Genomic DNA, 13,727 nt, shown 5'->3' with positions numbered 1-13,727 from the left:
GCGGTTGGCTGGGAACGACGCTCGGCGGCGCTGGACTCACTGCGCCTCGGTCTCAACCTGCGAGGGTGGGACGGGATCGCCCTTGACGCCGCAGCCCAGCAGCGCCAGCGCGGCGAGGATCGCCAGCGCCGCCCTCACGCCTCCGTCTCCCGCCAGCGCGCGATCTGGGCGCGGACTTGCGCCGGGGCCGTTCCGCCGAAGCTCGTGCGGCTCGCCACCGAATTCTCGACCCCCAGCACCTCGAACACCTCCGCCGTGATCCCCGGCTCGACCGCCTGCATCTCGGCGAGCGGCAGCTCCGGCAGATCGACGCCGAGCGTCTCGGCCCGCGCGACCAGCGCGCCGGTGACATGATGGGCGCGGCGGAACGGCATGCCGAGCCGCCGCACGCACCAGTCGGCCAGATCGGTCGCCGTCGAGAAGCCCTGAGCCGCCGCGGCGCGCAACCGCGCGGGCTCCGGCGCGAGGTCGCGCAGCATCCCCTCGGCGGCCGAGAGCGCGAGCCCGAGCGCGTCGGCGGCGTCGAAGACCGGCTCCTTGTCCTCTTGCATGTCCTTCGAATAGGTCAGCGGCAGGCCCTTCATCACCGTGTTCAGCGCGACCTGCGCGCCGAAGATGCGGCCCGTCTTGGCCCTGACCAGCTCCGCCGCGTCCGGATTGCGCTTTTGCGGCATGATCGAGGAGCCGGTTGTGAACTTGTCCGACAGGCGCGCGAAGCGGAATTGCGCGCTCGACCAGATCACCAGCTCCTCCGCCAGCCGCGACAGATGCACCGCGCAGATCGCCGCGACCGACAGGAACTCCATCGCGAAGTCGCGGTCCGACACGCTGTCGAGCGAATTGGCGGTCGGGCGGTCGAAGCCGAGCGCGCGCGCAGTCGCCTCCCTATCGATGGGAAAGGAGGTGCCGGCCAGCGCCGCCGCTCCCAGCGGGCATTCGTTCATCCGAGCGCGGGCGTCGCGGAAGCGGGCGCGGTCGCGGGCGAACATCTCGACATAAGCGAGCATGTGGTGGCCCCAAGTCACCGGCTGGGCGACCTGAAGATGGGTGAAGCCGGGCATGACCATGTCGGCCCCGGCTTCGGCCTGATCGAGCAGCGCGCCGATCACGCGGGTCAGCGCATCCGCCGCCTCGTCGCAGCGCGCGCGCACCCACATGCGGAAATCGAGCGCCACCTGGTCGTTGCGCGAGCGCGCGGTGTGCAGCCGCCCCGCCGGCGCGCCGATCAGCTCGGCGAGCCGCGCCTCGACATTCATGTGGATGTCTTCGAGCGCCTCGGAGAAGGCGAACGCGCCCGCCTCGATCTCCGCCAGCACCTGCGCGAGGCCCGCGTCGATGGCCGCTGCGTCCTCCGCCGAGACGATGCCCTGCGCGGCCAGCATCGCAGAATGGGCGCGGCTGCCGGCGATGTCCTCGCGCGCGAGCCGGCGGTCGAAGCCGATGGAGGCGTTGATCGCCGTCATCACCGCGTCGGGCGCTTGAGCGAAGCGCCCGCCCCACATCGCGTTCGCGCCTTCGCCTCGCCCGTTTCCGCCGCTATGTTCCGCCATGACCATCCGCTCGGAGCAATGGAGAGCCCGCATGCGCCGCCTCGCGACCGCCACTCTCGCCATGGGCGCAAGCCTATACGTCGCCGCCCTTTCCGGCGCCACCCCCGCCGCGGCTCAGAGCCTCGGCGCGCAGTTCGGACAGGGCGGCGAGATGGCGCGCCTGACTGTCCATCCCGAGCCGCGCCCCCGGGCCGAGACCGCCTTCAGCAACGTGGACGGGGACGAGCTGCGGTTCGCCGACTACGCCGGCAAAGTCGTGCTCGTGAATTTCTGGGCCACTTGGTGCCCCCCCTGCCTCAAGGAAATGCCTTCGATCGATAGGCTGGCCGGCGCGCTGGAGGGGCCGGAATTCGAAGTGCTGGCGATCTCGACCGACCGCGGCGACATCGGCAAGCCGACCCGCTGGTTCGCGCAGAATGGCATCGAGAACCTCGAAGTGCTACACGACGCGCGGATGGCGCTGGCGCGCGAAGTGGCGCTGCTCGGCCAGCCGACGACGCTGATCCTGGACCGCCAAGGCCGAGAGATCGCCCGCTTCGTCGGCGAGGCGGAATGGGACTCGCCCGAGGCGAAGGCGCTCATCGAAGGCGTGATCGCCGCCACAGAAGATCAGGGCTGATCCGCGGACAAGCAAAAAGGCGACGCGGTGTCCCGCGTCGCCTTTTTCGCATCCGGCCGGCGCTGCGCCGGCCGGAAACCCGACCCCTCGCCTTACGGCTGCGCGGGGTAGAAGCGCGGCTCTTCCGGCGCGAAGCCGTGCAGCACCGCCCAGCCGTACCAGTCGTCGACGACCGTGCCGGTGAGCAGGATGCCGATGCCGCCGGTGATCGTCGTCAGCACCGCGAACCACCAACCCCAGCGATGGATCGACTCCATCGAGGCGTTGAAGCCCATGGTCCACCTCCAGAACAGCGCCGCGCGTTCGGACGCCGTGCCGCGGTCGACGATCTGCTCGAGCTCGCGCTCGCCGCCGACCCGGCCAACCGCGAGGATCGTCGCGCCATGCATGGCGAACAGCAGAGCCGAGCCGTACAGGAAGGCGATCGAGAGCGCGTGGAACGGGTTGTAGAAGAAGTTCCCGTAGATGAGCGAGAAGTTGTTGGTCCAGTCGAGGTGCGTGAAGATGCCGTAGGGCACGTTCTCGCCCCAATGGCCGACCAGCAGCGGCCGGAACAGGCCGAGGCTGAGGAACAGGAAGATCGCCGCGGCGAAGCCCCAGGCCACATGCGTGCCCATGCCGAGGTTGACGGCGCGCAGATAGGTCCGCACCCACCAGGTCAGCACCGACACCAGCAGCAGGAAGCTCGACAGAAGATACATGCCGCCTTCGTTCCACGGCACCAGCAGGCTCAGCCCGTAGCTTTCGTCTGGCGGGTCGAGCGACAGCCAGAAGAACTGCCGGAAGAACTCGGGAATGTTCCAGCTGACTTCGTTCAGGTAGTGGATGCCGATCAGGTTGATCGACAGCGTGCCCGTGATGAGCGAGATCACGCCCCACCAGCCCAGATAGATCGGCCCGATCTGCGCGTTGCCGAACAGCCCGACCCAGTAGCTGAAGAAGGGCGTGCCCAGCCGGTTCTCGGGGTGGTCCGTGGGGGCGCCGACTTCGAAGGGCCCCCGCGGCTGCACCGCGGTGAAGATGTTCTGATAGTCTCTGAGTTCAGACATGTCCCTGGCCCCTTACCGATAGGCTTCCCAGTTGGCGGGCCAGATCTGCAGCTCGCGCCAGAACTCCCACCACTCGATCCAGCTTCCGGTGACCACCGGGCCCGAGATCACGATGCAGACCGCGCTCCAGAACCCCGCATTCAGCGCCAGCAGCAGGCCGAGGCGATGGATGCCCAGCGACCCGATCGAATAACCGATGAAGTCGCGGAAGAAGGTGTCCTCATGCTCCGGCGATTTGACTTCAGTTCCCTTCTGCGGGTTGACCGCCGAAAGGATCAGGCCGCCATGGAGCGCGAGCGCCAAAGCGGTCGTGAAGAAGAACGTGATCGCGATCATGTGGACGGGGTTGTAGTGGAAATTGCCGTAGGCGTAGCCCACCGTCGAAACCCAGTCGAGATGGCTGAAGATGCCGTAGGGGAAGCCGTAGCCCCACGCGCCCAGCAGCAGAGGGCGGAACACCACCAGCGTCGTATAAGCGAAGATCGCGACGCCGAAGGCGATCGGCACGTGATAGCCCATGCCGAGCTTGCGGCAGATTTCGACTTCGCGCAGCGCCCAGCCGATGAAGGCGCCGTGCGCGCAGATCGTGATGACCTGCCAGAGACCCCCGTCGGCCATCGGCGCGAGGCCGAGCCCGTAGGAGACGTCAGGGGGCTCGATGCTGATGATCCACGGATTCCACGTGTCACCAAGGGCCGCGCCCCAGAAAATCAGCGCCGTTCCCAGCACTGAAAAGAAGATCGTCACCGCACCGAAGAAGCCGACGTAGAACGGCCCGACCCAGAAGTCGAAAAGGTCGCCACCGATCAACGTCCCGCCCTTGACGCGATATTTTCTCTCAAAACTGAGCATCGCCATAGTGAATCATCCTCCGATCGGTCGTCCGTGGCCGTGGCGAGATGGCCGCTTGCCGGCGTGGATCGCAGCGGGCGGAAGGGTTCCGCCCGCCGCGTTTGTCGGAACGGATCAGCCGATCATCGAGGTCAGAGCCGTCACGGTCGCCGGATCGAGCGACGCGACAGGGTTGCCTTCCAGCCAGTTGAAGCGCGAGGTGCTCAGCAGCACGAGGTGGATGAGCACGGCGAGGCCGAACAGGAAGATGCCCTGCGCGACGAAAACCCGGCGCGGATCGAAAACCAGCCAGATCTTGTAGAACTTGTCCATCATGTCCATTGTCCAACCCTCACGAGATCATGGTCAGAACGTTGGCGAGAGCGGCGTAGCCCTCGTCACCGGGGATCCACGGGCGCCACAGCCACACCAGGAAGTGCGCGACGACGGCGACGCCAGTGAAAAGCGTAAAGCCCTTCAGGTAGATCTCATGAAGTTCTTTCGCTTCCGCGTCGGTCAGGCCCGACATGGAAACACTTTCTTCAGCCATTGATTCAGCCTCCGACAGATTGGCCGCTAGGGCCGTCGCCGCGCATCACCCGCGCGGCCGGGCCCCGCACGCGCCGACGGCGCATGCGGGAAATCGCTTCCGGCGACGAAGCCGCCAGACGCGAAGAACGGGGCCGCTCAGCGCATGAACGCGAACGGCACGATGGTGTTTGCTGCTTCCCAGGCCTCGCCGAACACGGACTTGCCGGTGCAGCGCAGCGGGCGCAGACTTTGAGGCAGCAGGCGTCCGAACAGCGCCACGACGAGCAGCAGCGCGAAGACGCCCCAAAGGATCAGGCGGAATTCAAGCCGGTCGCGCTGGCGCAGCTCGGCATAGTCCGGTCGTGCGATGTCAGCCATGGTCGGCTCCCTTGCTGGTTGCGGAGGTCGTCATCGCGACCCCTCCGTCTCGAGTGCGGCGACGCGCGCCGCGGTGACCCTGTCCTCGCCCTGCGCGCGGGCGCGCGCCTCCGCCGCGTCGCGCAGACGCTTGGCGGCGGAGATGCGGGTGAGGACGGGATGGCTTTCGACGATGCGGTCGAGGGCGGCTTTCGCCTCCGGGTCCCAGGGCAGCTCGCGATGGAGCCGCGCGGGCGTCGCCTCGACGCGGTCGAGATCGGTTCCGAGCGGCAGGATGTGGAACAGCGCGTCGAACAGCGCGTTGCACACTTCCTGGATCAGATAGGTGGCGCCGGAATAGCCCATGAAGGGCGTGCCCGTATGTCGGCGGATGATCGCGCCGGGGAAGCTCGCGGGGATATAGGCCGCGCGGCCGCCGGCTTCCGCCAGATACATCCGTTCGTTGTAGGAACCGAACAACACCAGCGGCGGCTGCGCCTTGATCATGTCGCGGATCGCGGCGTTGTCGGTCTTCTTGCCGGCGCAACGCGCGACGGCGAAGCTGCAGGGCAGGCCCATATCCTCTTCGAGGAAGTGGCGCAGACCGCGCGCATACGTCTCGTTGGCGACGACGCCGAAGGAGGCGGTGCCGAAGAAATCCTGCGTCACCGACCGCCACAGATCCCACAACGGCTTGATGGTGGTGTGCTTTTCGCGCTCGATGAAGGGCTCTGGGTCGAGGCCGAGCATCTCGCCGAGGGTGCGCAGGAACTTCGTCGTGCTGTCGAGCCCGATGGGGGCCTGCAGATAGGGCCGCTCCAGCGCCTCGCACAGCAGGCGGCCGAATTCGCGGTACATGCAGACGTTGACCTCGGCATTGACCAGCTTCGGCACGTCGGCGAGGTGGCTGCCGAGCGGGAACACCATGTTCACCTCGGCGCCGATGCCCTCGATCAGGCGGCGGATCTCGGCGAGGTCCGACGGCATGTTGAACATGCCGTAGCTCGGGCCGATGATGTTGACCTTCGGCTTCGCGCCCTCTTTCCGCGCCTTCGCGGGCGGGATCTTCTTCAGGCCGAATTCGGTCCACAGCCAGAGCAGCGCGCGGTTGGCGCTCTCCCACTGGTCCTCGTCGATGGTGCGCGGCAGGAAGCGCTTGACGTTGGTGCCTTCGGGCGTCACGCCGCCGCCGATCATCTCGGCGATCGAACCCGTGACGACCACCGCCGGAAGCTGGGGGTCGAGCGTCTTCCAGGCGCGCTTCATCGCGCCTTCGGTGCCGGTCTGGCCGAGCTCCTCCTCGCCGAGGCCCGTGGTGACGATGGGCAGCTCGTGCGGGGGCAGCGCGTCGGTGTAGTGCAGGACGGAGGTGACGGGCAGGTTCTCGCAGCCCACCGGGCCGTCGATGATGACCTGCAGGCCCTTCACCGCGGTGAAGACGTAGACCGAGCCCCAGTAGCCGCCCGCGCGATCATGGTCGAGGATGAGGGTCATGATCCGACCGCCTCCTCGGCTGCGCGCGCCTTCGCGACTTTCTTGGCGTAGACATGGCGGAACGTCGGGCGGTCCTGCGGCGTGTCTTCCCAGACGCCGGCGGCGTGGCCGGTCCCGACGCCCTCGAAGAAGTCGCGCATCCGGTCGAAGCGCGCCTTGTTGCCGAGCGCGGCGTTGACCACCTGCGCGAGGCTGCCCGCCCCCGCCGGGCCCATCAGCGGGCGGGCGGAGATGAGGTTGGTGAAGTAGAGGGCGGGGATCGCCTTCTGCTTGGCGTGCTGGACGACCGGGGTCGTGCCGATGGCGAGATCGGGGCCGAATTCCTCGACCGCCGCGATGTCCTGCTCCAGCGATGCGCGGAACTGCACGCGCACGCCGCGCGCCTCGAGCCATTCGCGGTCGGGGTCGGACCATTTCGTGCGCGGGCAGGCCGAGCCGACGTAAGGAACCTCGGCGCCGCTCTCGATCAGCAGACGCGCGACGAGAAGCTCCGAGCCTTCGTAGCCCGAGACCGTTATGCGGCCCTGCACGGGCTTGGCGGCGAGCGCGCCGGCGATGGCGGGCAGGAAGCGGTTCTTGGCGGCGTCGGTCTGCGCTTGCGCCACGCCGCAGGCCGCGCCGACCGCGTCGAGCCAGGCGGCGGTTCCGTCGACGCCCACGGGCGCGGAGCCGATCACCGGGCGGCCCGCCGTCTGAAACTCGCGGATCGAGGCCGTGTAGAACGGGTGGATCGCGGCGACCGCAGCGCAGTCGAGCGCGGCGTAGAGCTCGCGCCATTCGCGGGTGGGCACGACCGGACCGGCGGCGAGGCCGAGCGGCTCCAGCATCATGCCGATGCCGACGGGGTCGGCGGGGAACATCTCGCCGAGCAGCGTGACGGTCGGGCGCTCGGCGCGCACGCGGGGCGCGGCGACGGGCCCGGCCTCGGCCTCGGTGCGGGCGAATTTCAGCATCGCGCCGGCCAGCACGTCCTTGGCCTCGGCGTGAGTCGGCACGCCGAAGCCCGGCACGTCGATGCCGACGATGCGCACGCCGTTGATCTCTTTGGGCAGCAGCTGCAGCGGCACGCCCGAGGCGGTCGGCACGCAGAGGTTGGTCACCACCATCGCGTCGTAGAGGTCGGGGTCGGCGAGCTGGAACACCGCCTCGCGCACGTCCTCGAACAGCTTGCCGGTGACCAGCGTCTCGGAGTTGAACGGCACATAGCCCACGGTCCGCTTCGCGCCGTAGAAATGCGAGGTGAAGGTCAGCCCGTAGACGCAGCAGGCCGAGCCGCACAGCACGCTGGCGGTGCGGCGCATCCGCAGTCCGACGCGCAGGGACCCGAAGGCCGGGCACATGGATTGCGGCTTGTCGTGCGGACCCTGCGGATAGTCGGCGGCGTAGCGGTCGAGCGTCTCCGACTTGCCGGCGGCCTGGGCGGCGGCGCGCATCGCATCGGCGCCGGCGTGACAGCCCGCGCCGTCCGAGAGCGCGGGCGCTGGCGCGTCCGCGCCTTCCGCCGCGATCACCTGCGCCGAGGCGGCGTCGTCATAGACGATCTCGCCTTGCGCTGCGTCGGGGATATGGCGGTCGTCGGTCATCGGATCAGACTTCGTCGTAAACGACTTCAAGGGAGGGCTTCGGCGCGTAGGAGGCGCCGCGCATGTCGGCCTGGGTGGCGGGGACGAGCGTGACGCTCGCGCCCGTGTCCTTGCCGTCGAACAGGCCGAGCAGGCCGTCCTGAGTGAGCGGCTTCGGCCGGACGGGCGGCGCTTCGGCGACGTTGCGGGCGAGTTCCTCGAACACCGAGGCCCAGCGCGTGTCGGGGCGTCCGACGATCTCGTAATTGGCGGATTTGCGGCGCAGATCCTCGTCGGCGGGGATCGCGGAGAGGATCGGGATGCCCACCGCCTCCGCAAACGCCGCCGCCTCGCCCGTGCCGTCGTCCTTGTTGATCACAAGGCCCGCGACGCCGACATTGCCGCCGAGCTTGCGGAAATACTCGACCGCCGAGCAGACGTTGTTGGCCACGTAGAGCGATTGCAGGTCGTTCGAGCCGACCACGATCACCTTCTGCGCCATGTCGCGCGCGATCGGCAGGCCGAAGCCGCCGCACACCACGTCGCCCAGGAAGTCGAGCAGCACGTAGTCGAAGTCCCAGTCGTGGAAGCCCAGCTTCTCCAGCGTCTCGAAGCCGTGGATGATGCCGCGCCCGCCGCAGCCGCGGCCGACTTCGGGCCCGCCGAGCTCCATCGCATAGACGCCGTCGCGCACGAAGCAGACGTCGCCGACTTCCAGCTCCTCGCCCGCCAGCTTCTTCTTGGTCGACGTCTCGATGATGGTCGGGCAGGCCTTGCCGCCGAACAGCAGCGAGGTGGTGTCGGATTTCGGGTCGCAGCCGATCAGCAGCACGCGCTTGCCCTGCTGGGCCATCATGTAGCTGAGGTTCGACAGGGTGAACGACTTGCCGATCCCGCCCTTGCCGTAGATCGCGATGATCTGCGTCTTCTTGGTGGGCTCCGACGCGACCGGCGCGTCGGGCTCCTGAGCGGCTTCGGCGCGCAGCGCGTCCACCATGTCGGCGAGGTTCGGAACCGGGGCTCCGTCGGCGGGGGTCATGCGCAGGCCCTCCAGTCGAGGATCATCTTGAGGCAGGCGGGATCGCCGAAGGCGGTGCGGTAGGCCTCGTCGGCCTCCGCCGCGGCGCGGCGATGGGTGATCAGGCCGTCGAGCGAGAGGAACCCCTCCTCGATCAGCGCCTTGGTGGCGGCGAGGTCGGCGGGCTTCCACTCGGCGGCGACGCGGATGCGCGCCTCCTTCATGAAGGCGGGCGGGAAGGCGAAACTCAGCGGCTGCTCGTAAAAGCCCGCGAGCACCACTTCGCCGCCGCGCGCGAGCCGCCCGATGAGCGCGTCGAGCAGTTTCGGGTCGCCCGACACGTCGTAGATCGCGCGATAGTCGCGCCGCGGATCGTCTTCGGGATGGATCACGCGATAGCCCTCGGCGCCGGACTGGCGGGCGGGGTTGGTCTCCCAGACAGTGGGCGAGTCGCCGGCGGCGACCGCGATGCGCGCCAGCAGCCGGCCCAGAACGCCATGTCCCACGATGAGGTCGGGGCCGGACCCCTGCCCGTCCGCGATGGCGTGGCGGGCGGTGGCGGCGAGCGCGATCAGCGCGCCCTGCTCGGCGAGGCTCGCGTCGATGGGAATCGCCCGCGCGCCCGGCAGCACGACGCGCTTGGCGGCGCCGCCGAACAGCCCGCGCACTTCGCCGTAGCAGCGCGCGCCGGGGACGAACACGGTCTCGCCCACCCGGCGGCCGGAGGCGGCGTCGGCCTCGATCACCTGACCGACGGATTCGTAACCGGGAACAAGGGGATAGCCCATTCCGGGGAAGTCGGGCATGCGGCCCGACCAGAGCAGGCGCTCGGTCCCCGTGCTGACGCCGCTCCAGGCGATGTCGACGACGATGTCGCCGGCGGCGGGGGCGTCGAGGACGAGCTGCGCAAGCGTCAGGCGCTGCGGGCTCTCCATAACGACGGCGGTGGTCTCCATCCCAGGTCTCCTCGGCAGGTCGTCGGCAAACTCCCCGATTGGCGGGGCCGCGATCAGCCTTCTTTGCTTGCTGTCATCCTAAATTGTCAGCCCGTGTTGTCAAGCTGCGTTTACACCTCGCGCCGTTTCGCCGCCGGCTGTCATGGGCGCGCGACAAGGACGCGGACCAGCATCGGGCGGGTCGTCCGCGCTTCGCGAATCCGGCTGAAACCCGCCTTGGAGAGCAGCGCGGACAACTCCTCCGCCGTTCTCGGGCGCCCCGAACCCATCGCGAGCAGGTAGAAGCCGAAATACGCGTCGCCTACCGGCTCGGCGCCGGGCGTGCCCGCCATCGTCTCCGCGACGAGCAGCGCGCCGTCCGGCGGCACGATTTCGCGGATGCGGGTCAGCAGCTTCAGCGCCGGGGCGTCGTCGTGGTCGAAGCAGACCCGAATCAGACTCACGAGGTCGGCGCCCTGCGGGAACGGATCGGCGAAGAAATCGCCGCCGAACGCCTCGGCGCGACTGTCGAGCCCGTCCTCGGCGAAGCGCCGGCGCGCGAGCTCCGCCACGCCCGGCAGGTCGAACACGCCGAGCTCGAGCTTCGGCGCGACTCTGGCGACGGCGCGAATGAACTGCCCCTCGCCGCCGCCGATGTCGAGCAGGCGGCGGTGCCGCGCGAAGGGGTGAGCCCCGATCACGTCCTCGACGAAGGTCGCCTGGCTGGCGGCCATCAGCGCGGAATAGTCGGCGACTTTCTCCGGCGTCATCTCGCCGGCGGCGGCGTTGCGGGAATATGCCCAGAACTCGCCGATCCGCCCACCCCGCTCGCGCAGCAGCGCCACCGGGTCGGCGAGGTCGGCGTAGAGGGCGGCGTGGTGCTCGACCATCTCCTTGACGCCCGGCGCGCCGAGCATCGCGGCGCCGAGATCGCCGAGGCCCCAGCGCCCGTCCGAGAATCGCTCGGTCAGCCGCAGGGTTCCGGCGGCGCGGGCGAGGCGGCGCGCGCTGTCTTCGGGCAAGTCGAGACGGGCGGCGATCTCGGCCTCCGACAAGGGCCCGTCGCGCAGCGCCTCGAACAGGCCGAGCTTGACGCAGGAGAAGAGGATCTGCGTGTAGACGAAGCCCGCCGTCAGGTCGAACAGCGCCCGCGCGCTCGACAGCGCGACCGGGCGGGTGAGCGGAAAACCCGCCGACCAGCGCTGGAAGCGCGAGCTCAGGAGACAGGAATTGCGGAAGGCGCGCCAGCGGTCGCGCAAGCTCACGGAGCGGGGCCGGCGCGGGGCGGCGGGCTCAAGCGACGCTTCGGACAAGGTCTTTCGGCGCCAAGCGCCGCGCCTGCAACATCACGAGGTCCGCCAGCGCGCCCGCGCCGGGGCAAGGCGGGATCGAGGCGACCGCCTCGCGCACCAGCCCTTCGAGCCGCGCCACCGCCCCCCCGACGCCGAGCGACCGCACCGCGTTGGGTCGCGCATGGGCGGCGTCCTGCCCGGCGGGCTTGCCGAGATCGGCCTCGCAGCCCAGCGCGTCGGCCAGATCGTCGGCCACCTGATAAGCTTCGCCGAGCTTCTCTCCGATCACGCGCCACGGCCCCGGATCGCGGCCCGCCGCCACTGCGCCGCCCGTGGAGGCCGCGACGAACAGCGCGCCGGTCTTGGCGCGGTGATAGGCGGCGACGTCGATCTGCGGCTCGCTCTCCCAGGCCTGCCCCGCGACGATGCCCCCCGGCGCGCCGACTGCGCGCGCCACGATCAGCGACAGCGCCGCGGCGGTTTGCGGATCGGCGGGGGCTGCGCGCGCCAGCGTCTCGAAGGCGGCGACGATCAGCGCGTCGCCCGTCAGCAGCGCGAGCGGCGCGCCGAAAGCGGCGTGCACCGAAGGCCGGCCGCGCCGGGTGGCCGCGTCGTCGAAACACGGCATGTCGTCATGCACCAGCGACGCGCAATGCAGCAGTTCGATCGCCGCAGCGGCGGCGTCCGACAGCGCGGGCCGCGGATCGCCGCAGGCGCCGGCGACGGCGAGCAGGAGCCGCGGGCGCACCCGCCCGCCGCCCGGAAAGACGGCGTGGCGCATGGCGGCGGCGAGCGTCGGAGGGGAGGGTTGCGTCTCCGCGCGGCGCAGAACGGCGTCGAGGGCGGCCTCGACCCGGCTGCCGGTCTCTGTGGCCATCATCCCCTCCATTTTTCCGGCGTTGTCCAAACCGCCTGTCATTGTTACTGTCAACCAGAGTGGACAGACCGGCTGCGTCTGTCAACCGAGTCGCCTTCGGGCGGACAGCGATCGGAGCGCACAGATGCGGAAAACGCGCGCAGCGGTGATCGGGGCGGGCGTCGGGGGCCTGAGCGCGGCGATCGCGCTGGCGGCCCGCGGGGTCGAGGTCGAACTGGTCGAACGCGCCCCGCGCCCGGGCGGCAAGATGCGCGAAGTCCGCGCCGGCGACGCGCTGCTCGACGCGGGCCCCACCGTCTTCACGATGCGCTGGATCTTCGACGCGCTCTTCGCCGAGGCTGGCGCGTCGCTCGACGAGCATGTGAAGCTGATCGCGGTGGACCGCCTCGCCCGCCACGGCTGGACCGACGGCGCCCGCTTCGACCTTTTCGCCGATCCCGACCGCGCCCGCGCCGCCGTCGCCGAATTCGCCGGCCCCGAAGAGGCCCGCCGCTTCGAGGCGTTCAAGGCGCGCGCGCGGCGCATCTACGACACGCTCGAGCAGCCCTTCATCGCGGCGCAACAGCCCAACACCCTCTCGCTGATCCGCCGGGTCGGCTGGCGCAACATCCCCGCCCTGTTCGAGACCACGCCCTTCCAGAGCATGGCGAAGGCGCTGGCGCAGGAATTCCGCGACCCCAAGCTCCGCCAGCTTTTCGGGCGCTACGCCACCTATTGCGGCTCCTCGCCCTACGTCGCGCCCGCCACGCTGATGCTCGTCGCGCATGTGGAGCTCGTCGGGGTCTGGCTGGTCGAGGGCGGCATGGCGCGGCTCGCCGAGGCGCTGGCCCGCCTCGCCGAAGCGCGCGGCGCGCGCATCCGCTACGGGGCGCATGTGTCGGAGGTGCTCGTGGAGGGCGGGCGCGTCGCCGGTCTGCGGCTGGCGGATGGCGAGATGGTCCGCGCCGATCTGGTGGTGTCGAACGCCGACGCCTCGGCGCTCGGGGCGGGCTGTTTCGGCGAGGCTGCGCGCAGCGCCGCTCCGGCGGCGAAACCGAAGGACCGCTCGATCTCGGCCATGGTCTGGTCGGCCCACGCCGAAACCTCGGGCTTCCCGCTCACCCGCCACAGCGTGTTCTTCGACGCTGGCGACTACGCGCGCGAATTCGACGCGATCTTTCGCCGCCGCACGACACCCGAAGCGCCGACGGTCTATATCTGCGCGCAGGATCGCGGCGAGGACGCGCCCGACGACCCGATCGGGCGGGAGCGGCTGCACATCCATGTGAACGCGCCCGCCGACGGCGACCTGAGGGCGATGAGCGAGGAGGAGATCGCGGCATGCGCGACGAGGAGCTTCGAGACTCTTCGGGCCTGCGGGCTGGAGGTGGCGCTGACGCCGGAGGCGACGGTTCTGACGACGCCGCAGGGCTTCGAGGCGCTGTTTCCGGCGACGGGCGGAGCGCTGTTCGGCAGGGCGACGCATGGGGCGTTCGGGGCGTTCGCGCGACCGGCGTCGCGGAGCCGGATCGCGGGGCTGTATCTCGCGGGGGGCTCGGTGCATCCGGGGGCGGGCGTGCCGATGGCGGCGATGTCGGGGCGGCTCGCGGCGCAGGCGGCGCTGGAGGATCTG

At 69.8% G+C, this 13,727-nt stretch carries 15 protein-coding genes; 2 read left to right on the top strand and 13 right to left on the bottom strand.

Annotation, left to right across the window (positions count from 1 at the left end; genetic code table 11):
- Positions 1 to 36: 36 nt before the first annotated feature.
- Together lptM and argH are read right to left on the bottom strand one after the other, a co-directional pair.
- Positions 37 to 138, bottom strand: a complete 102-nt coding sequence (lptM, locus tag V7Q31_RS08335) for an LPS translocon maturation chaperone LptM (protein WP_333833233.1) — start codon at positions 136 to 138, stop codon at positions 37 to 39.
- On the bottom strand, positions 135 to 1,550 hold the full coding sequence (gene argH / locus V7Q31_RS08330) for an argininosuccinate lyase (protein ID WP_333833265.1): 1,416 nt from the start codon (positions 1,548 to 1,550) through the stop codon (positions 135 to 137). The genes lptM and argH overlap by 4 nt, the downstream gene beginning before the upstream one ends.
- A 31-nt stretch (positions 1,551 to 1,581) precedes the next feature.
- On the opposite strand from argH, the gene V7Q31_RS08325 reads away from it, so the two are divergent.
- A complete protein-coding gene (locus V7Q31_RS08325; protein WP_333833232.1) occupies positions 1,582 to 2,169 on the top strand; it encodes a TlpA disulfide reductase family protein in 588 nt (195 codons plus the stop codon).
- A gap of 92 nt (positions 2,170 to 2,261) precedes the next feature.
- Here the strand turns inward: V7Q31_RS08325 and pufM are convergent, their stop codons facing one another.
- The 11 genes from pufM to V7Q31_RS08270 all read right to left on the bottom strand — a co-directional run bounded on the left by pufM (position 2,262) and on the right by V7Q31_RS08270 (position 12,115).
- The gene (gene pufM / locus V7Q31_RS08320; RefSeq protein WP_333833231.1) at positions 2,262 to 3,218 is read right to left on the bottom strand and encodes a photosynthetic reaction center subunit M; all 957 of its coding nucleotides are present in this window, start codon (positions 3,216 to 3,218) and stop codon (positions 2,262 to 2,264) included.
- 12 nt (positions 3,219 to 3,230) lie between these two features.
- Entirely contained in the window at positions 3,231 to 4,076 is an 846-nt protein-coding gene (gene pufL / locus V7Q31_RS08315; RefSeq protein WP_333833230.1) for a photosynthetic reaction center subunit L, read from the bottom strand.
- Between the two features lie 108 nt (positions 4,077 to 4,184).
- Positions 4,185 to 4,382 (bottom strand): light-harvesting antenna LH1, alpha subunit, encoded by a 198-nt coding sequence (gene pufA / locus V7Q31_RS08310; RefSeq protein ID WP_333833264.1) that lies wholly within the window; start codon positions 4,380 to 4,382, stop codon positions 4,185 to 4,187.
- Positions 4,383 to 4,401: 19 nt separating this feature from the next.
- Complete coding sequence (gene pufB / locus V7Q31_RS08305) at positions 4,402 to 4,599, bottom strand: light-harvesting antenna LH1, beta subunit (RefSeq protein WP_442976423.1); 198 nt, start codon at positions 4,597 to 4,599, stop codon at positions 4,402 to 4,404.
- Positions 4,600 to 4,736: 137 nt separating this feature from the next.
- Positions 4,737 to 4,958, bottom strand: coding sequence for a hypothetical protein (locus tag V7Q31_RS08300; protein WP_333833229.1), 222 nt, complete (start codon positions 4,956 to 4,958; stop codon positions 4,737 to 4,739).
- A 30-nt stretch (positions 4,959 to 4,988) separates the two neighbouring features.
- On the bottom strand, positions 4,989 to 6,431 hold the full coding sequence (gene bchZ / locus V7Q31_RS08295; RefSeq protein ID WP_333833228.1) for a chlorophyllide a reductase subunit Z: 1,443 nt from the start codon (positions 6,429 to 6,431) through the stop codon (positions 4,989 to 4,991).
- Positions 6,428 to 8,014: a chlorophyllide a reductase subunit Y gene (gene bchY / locus V7Q31_RS08290; protein WP_333833227.1), complete on the bottom strand. Its 1,587-nt coding sequence runs from the start codon at positions 8,012 to 8,014 to the stop codon at positions 6,428 to 6,430. The genes bchZ and bchY overlap by 4 nt, the downstream gene beginning before the upstream one ends.
- A gap of 4 nt (positions 8,015 to 8,018) precedes the next feature.
- Entirely contained in the window at positions 8,019 to 9,032 is a 1,014-nt protein-coding gene (locus V7Q31_RS08285; protein ID WP_333833226.1) for a chlorophyllide a reductase iron protein subunit X, read from the bottom strand.
- Positions 9,029 to 9,967 (bottom strand): chlorophyll synthesis pathway protein BchC, encoded by a 939-nt coding sequence (gene bchC / locus V7Q31_RS08280; protein WP_333833225.1) that lies wholly within the window; start codon positions 9,965 to 9,967, stop codon positions 9,029 to 9,031. Before bchC ends, V7Q31_RS08285 begins: the two co-directional genes overlap by 4 nt.
- Before the next feature lie 140 nt (positions 9,968 to 10,107).
- Positions 10,108 to 11,211, bottom strand: coding sequence for a methyltransferase (locus V7Q31_RS08275; RefSeq protein ID WP_333833224.1), 1,104 nt, complete (start codon positions 11,209 to 11,211; stop codon positions 10,108 to 10,110).
- 28 nt (positions 11,212 to 11,239) lie between these two features.
- Positions 11,240 to 12,115 (bottom strand): polyprenyl synthetase family protein, encoded by an 876-nt coding sequence (locus tag V7Q31_RS08270; protein ID WP_333833223.1) that lies wholly within the window; start codon positions 12,113 to 12,115, stop codon positions 11,240 to 11,242.
- A 124-nt stretch (positions 12,116 to 12,239) separates the two neighbouring features.
- Between V7Q31_RS08270 and crtD the strand changes: the two genes are divergently transcribed.
- Positions 12,240 to 13,727, top strand: a 1,488-nt coding sequence (crtD, locus tag V7Q31_RS08265) for a 1-hydroxycarotenoid 3,4-desaturase CrtD (RefSeq protein WP_333833222.1), incomplete at its 3' end; no start/stop codon positions are given.

The sequence above is a fragment of the Rubrimonas sp. genome (genome assembly GCF_036788415.1).
In the GTDB taxonomy this organism is placed as follows: Bacteria; Pseudomonadota; Alphaproteobacteria; order Rhodobacterales; family Rhodobacteraceae; genus Rubrimonas.
The sequence above is the reverse complement of the archived record's forward strand: the minus strand, read 5'-3'. Positions and strand labels throughout refer to the sequence as shown.

Bases quoted from the DNA above. Each gene is read 5' to 3' on its own strand.
- argH (WP_333833265.1), bottom strand. From the start codon at position 1,550: ATGGCGGAACATAGCGGCGGAAACGGGCGAGGCGAAGGCGCGAACGCG.
- V7Q31_RS08325 (WP_333833232.1), top strand. From the start codon at position 1,582: ATGCGCCGCCTCGCGACCGCCACTCTCGCCATGGGCGCAAGCCTATAC.
- pufM (WP_333833231.1), bottom strand. From the start codon at position 3,218: ATGTCTGAACTCAGAGACTATCAGAACATCTTCACCGCGGTGCAGCCG.
- pufL (WP_333833230.1), bottom strand. From the start codon at position 4,076: ATGGCGATGCTCAGTTTTGAGAGAAAATATCGCGTCAAGGGCGGGACG.
- pufA (WP_333833264.1), bottom strand. From the start codon at position 4,382: ATGGACAAGTTCTACAAGATCTGGCTGGTTTTCGATCCGCGCCGGGTT.
- pufB (WP_442976423.1), bottom strand. From the start codon at position 4,599: ATGGCTGAAGAAAGTGTTTCCATGTCGGGCCTGACCGACGCGGAAGCG.
- V7Q31_RS08300 (WP_333833229.1), bottom strand. From the start codon at position 4,958: ATGGCTGACATCGCACGACCGGACTATGCCGAGCTGCGCCAGCGCGAC.
- bchZ (WP_333833228.1), bottom strand. From the start codon at position 6,431: ATGACCCTCATCCTCGACCATGATCGCGCGGGCGGCTACTGGGGCTCG.
- bchY (WP_333833227.1), bottom strand. From the start codon at position 8,014: ATGACCGACGACCGCCATATCCCCGACGCAGCGCAAGGCGAGATCGTC.
- V7Q31_RS08285 (WP_333833226.1), bottom strand. From the start codon at position 9,032: ATGACCCCCGCCGACGGAGCCCCGGTTCCGAACCTCGCCGACATGGTG.
- bchC (WP_333833225.1), bottom strand. From the start codon at position 9,967: ATGGAGACCACCGCCGTCGTTATGGAGAGCCCGCAGCGCCTGACGCTT.
- V7Q31_RS08270 (WP_333833223.1), bottom strand. From the start codon at position 12,115: ATGGCCACAGAGACCGGCAGCCGGGTCGAGGCCGCCCTCGACGCCGTT.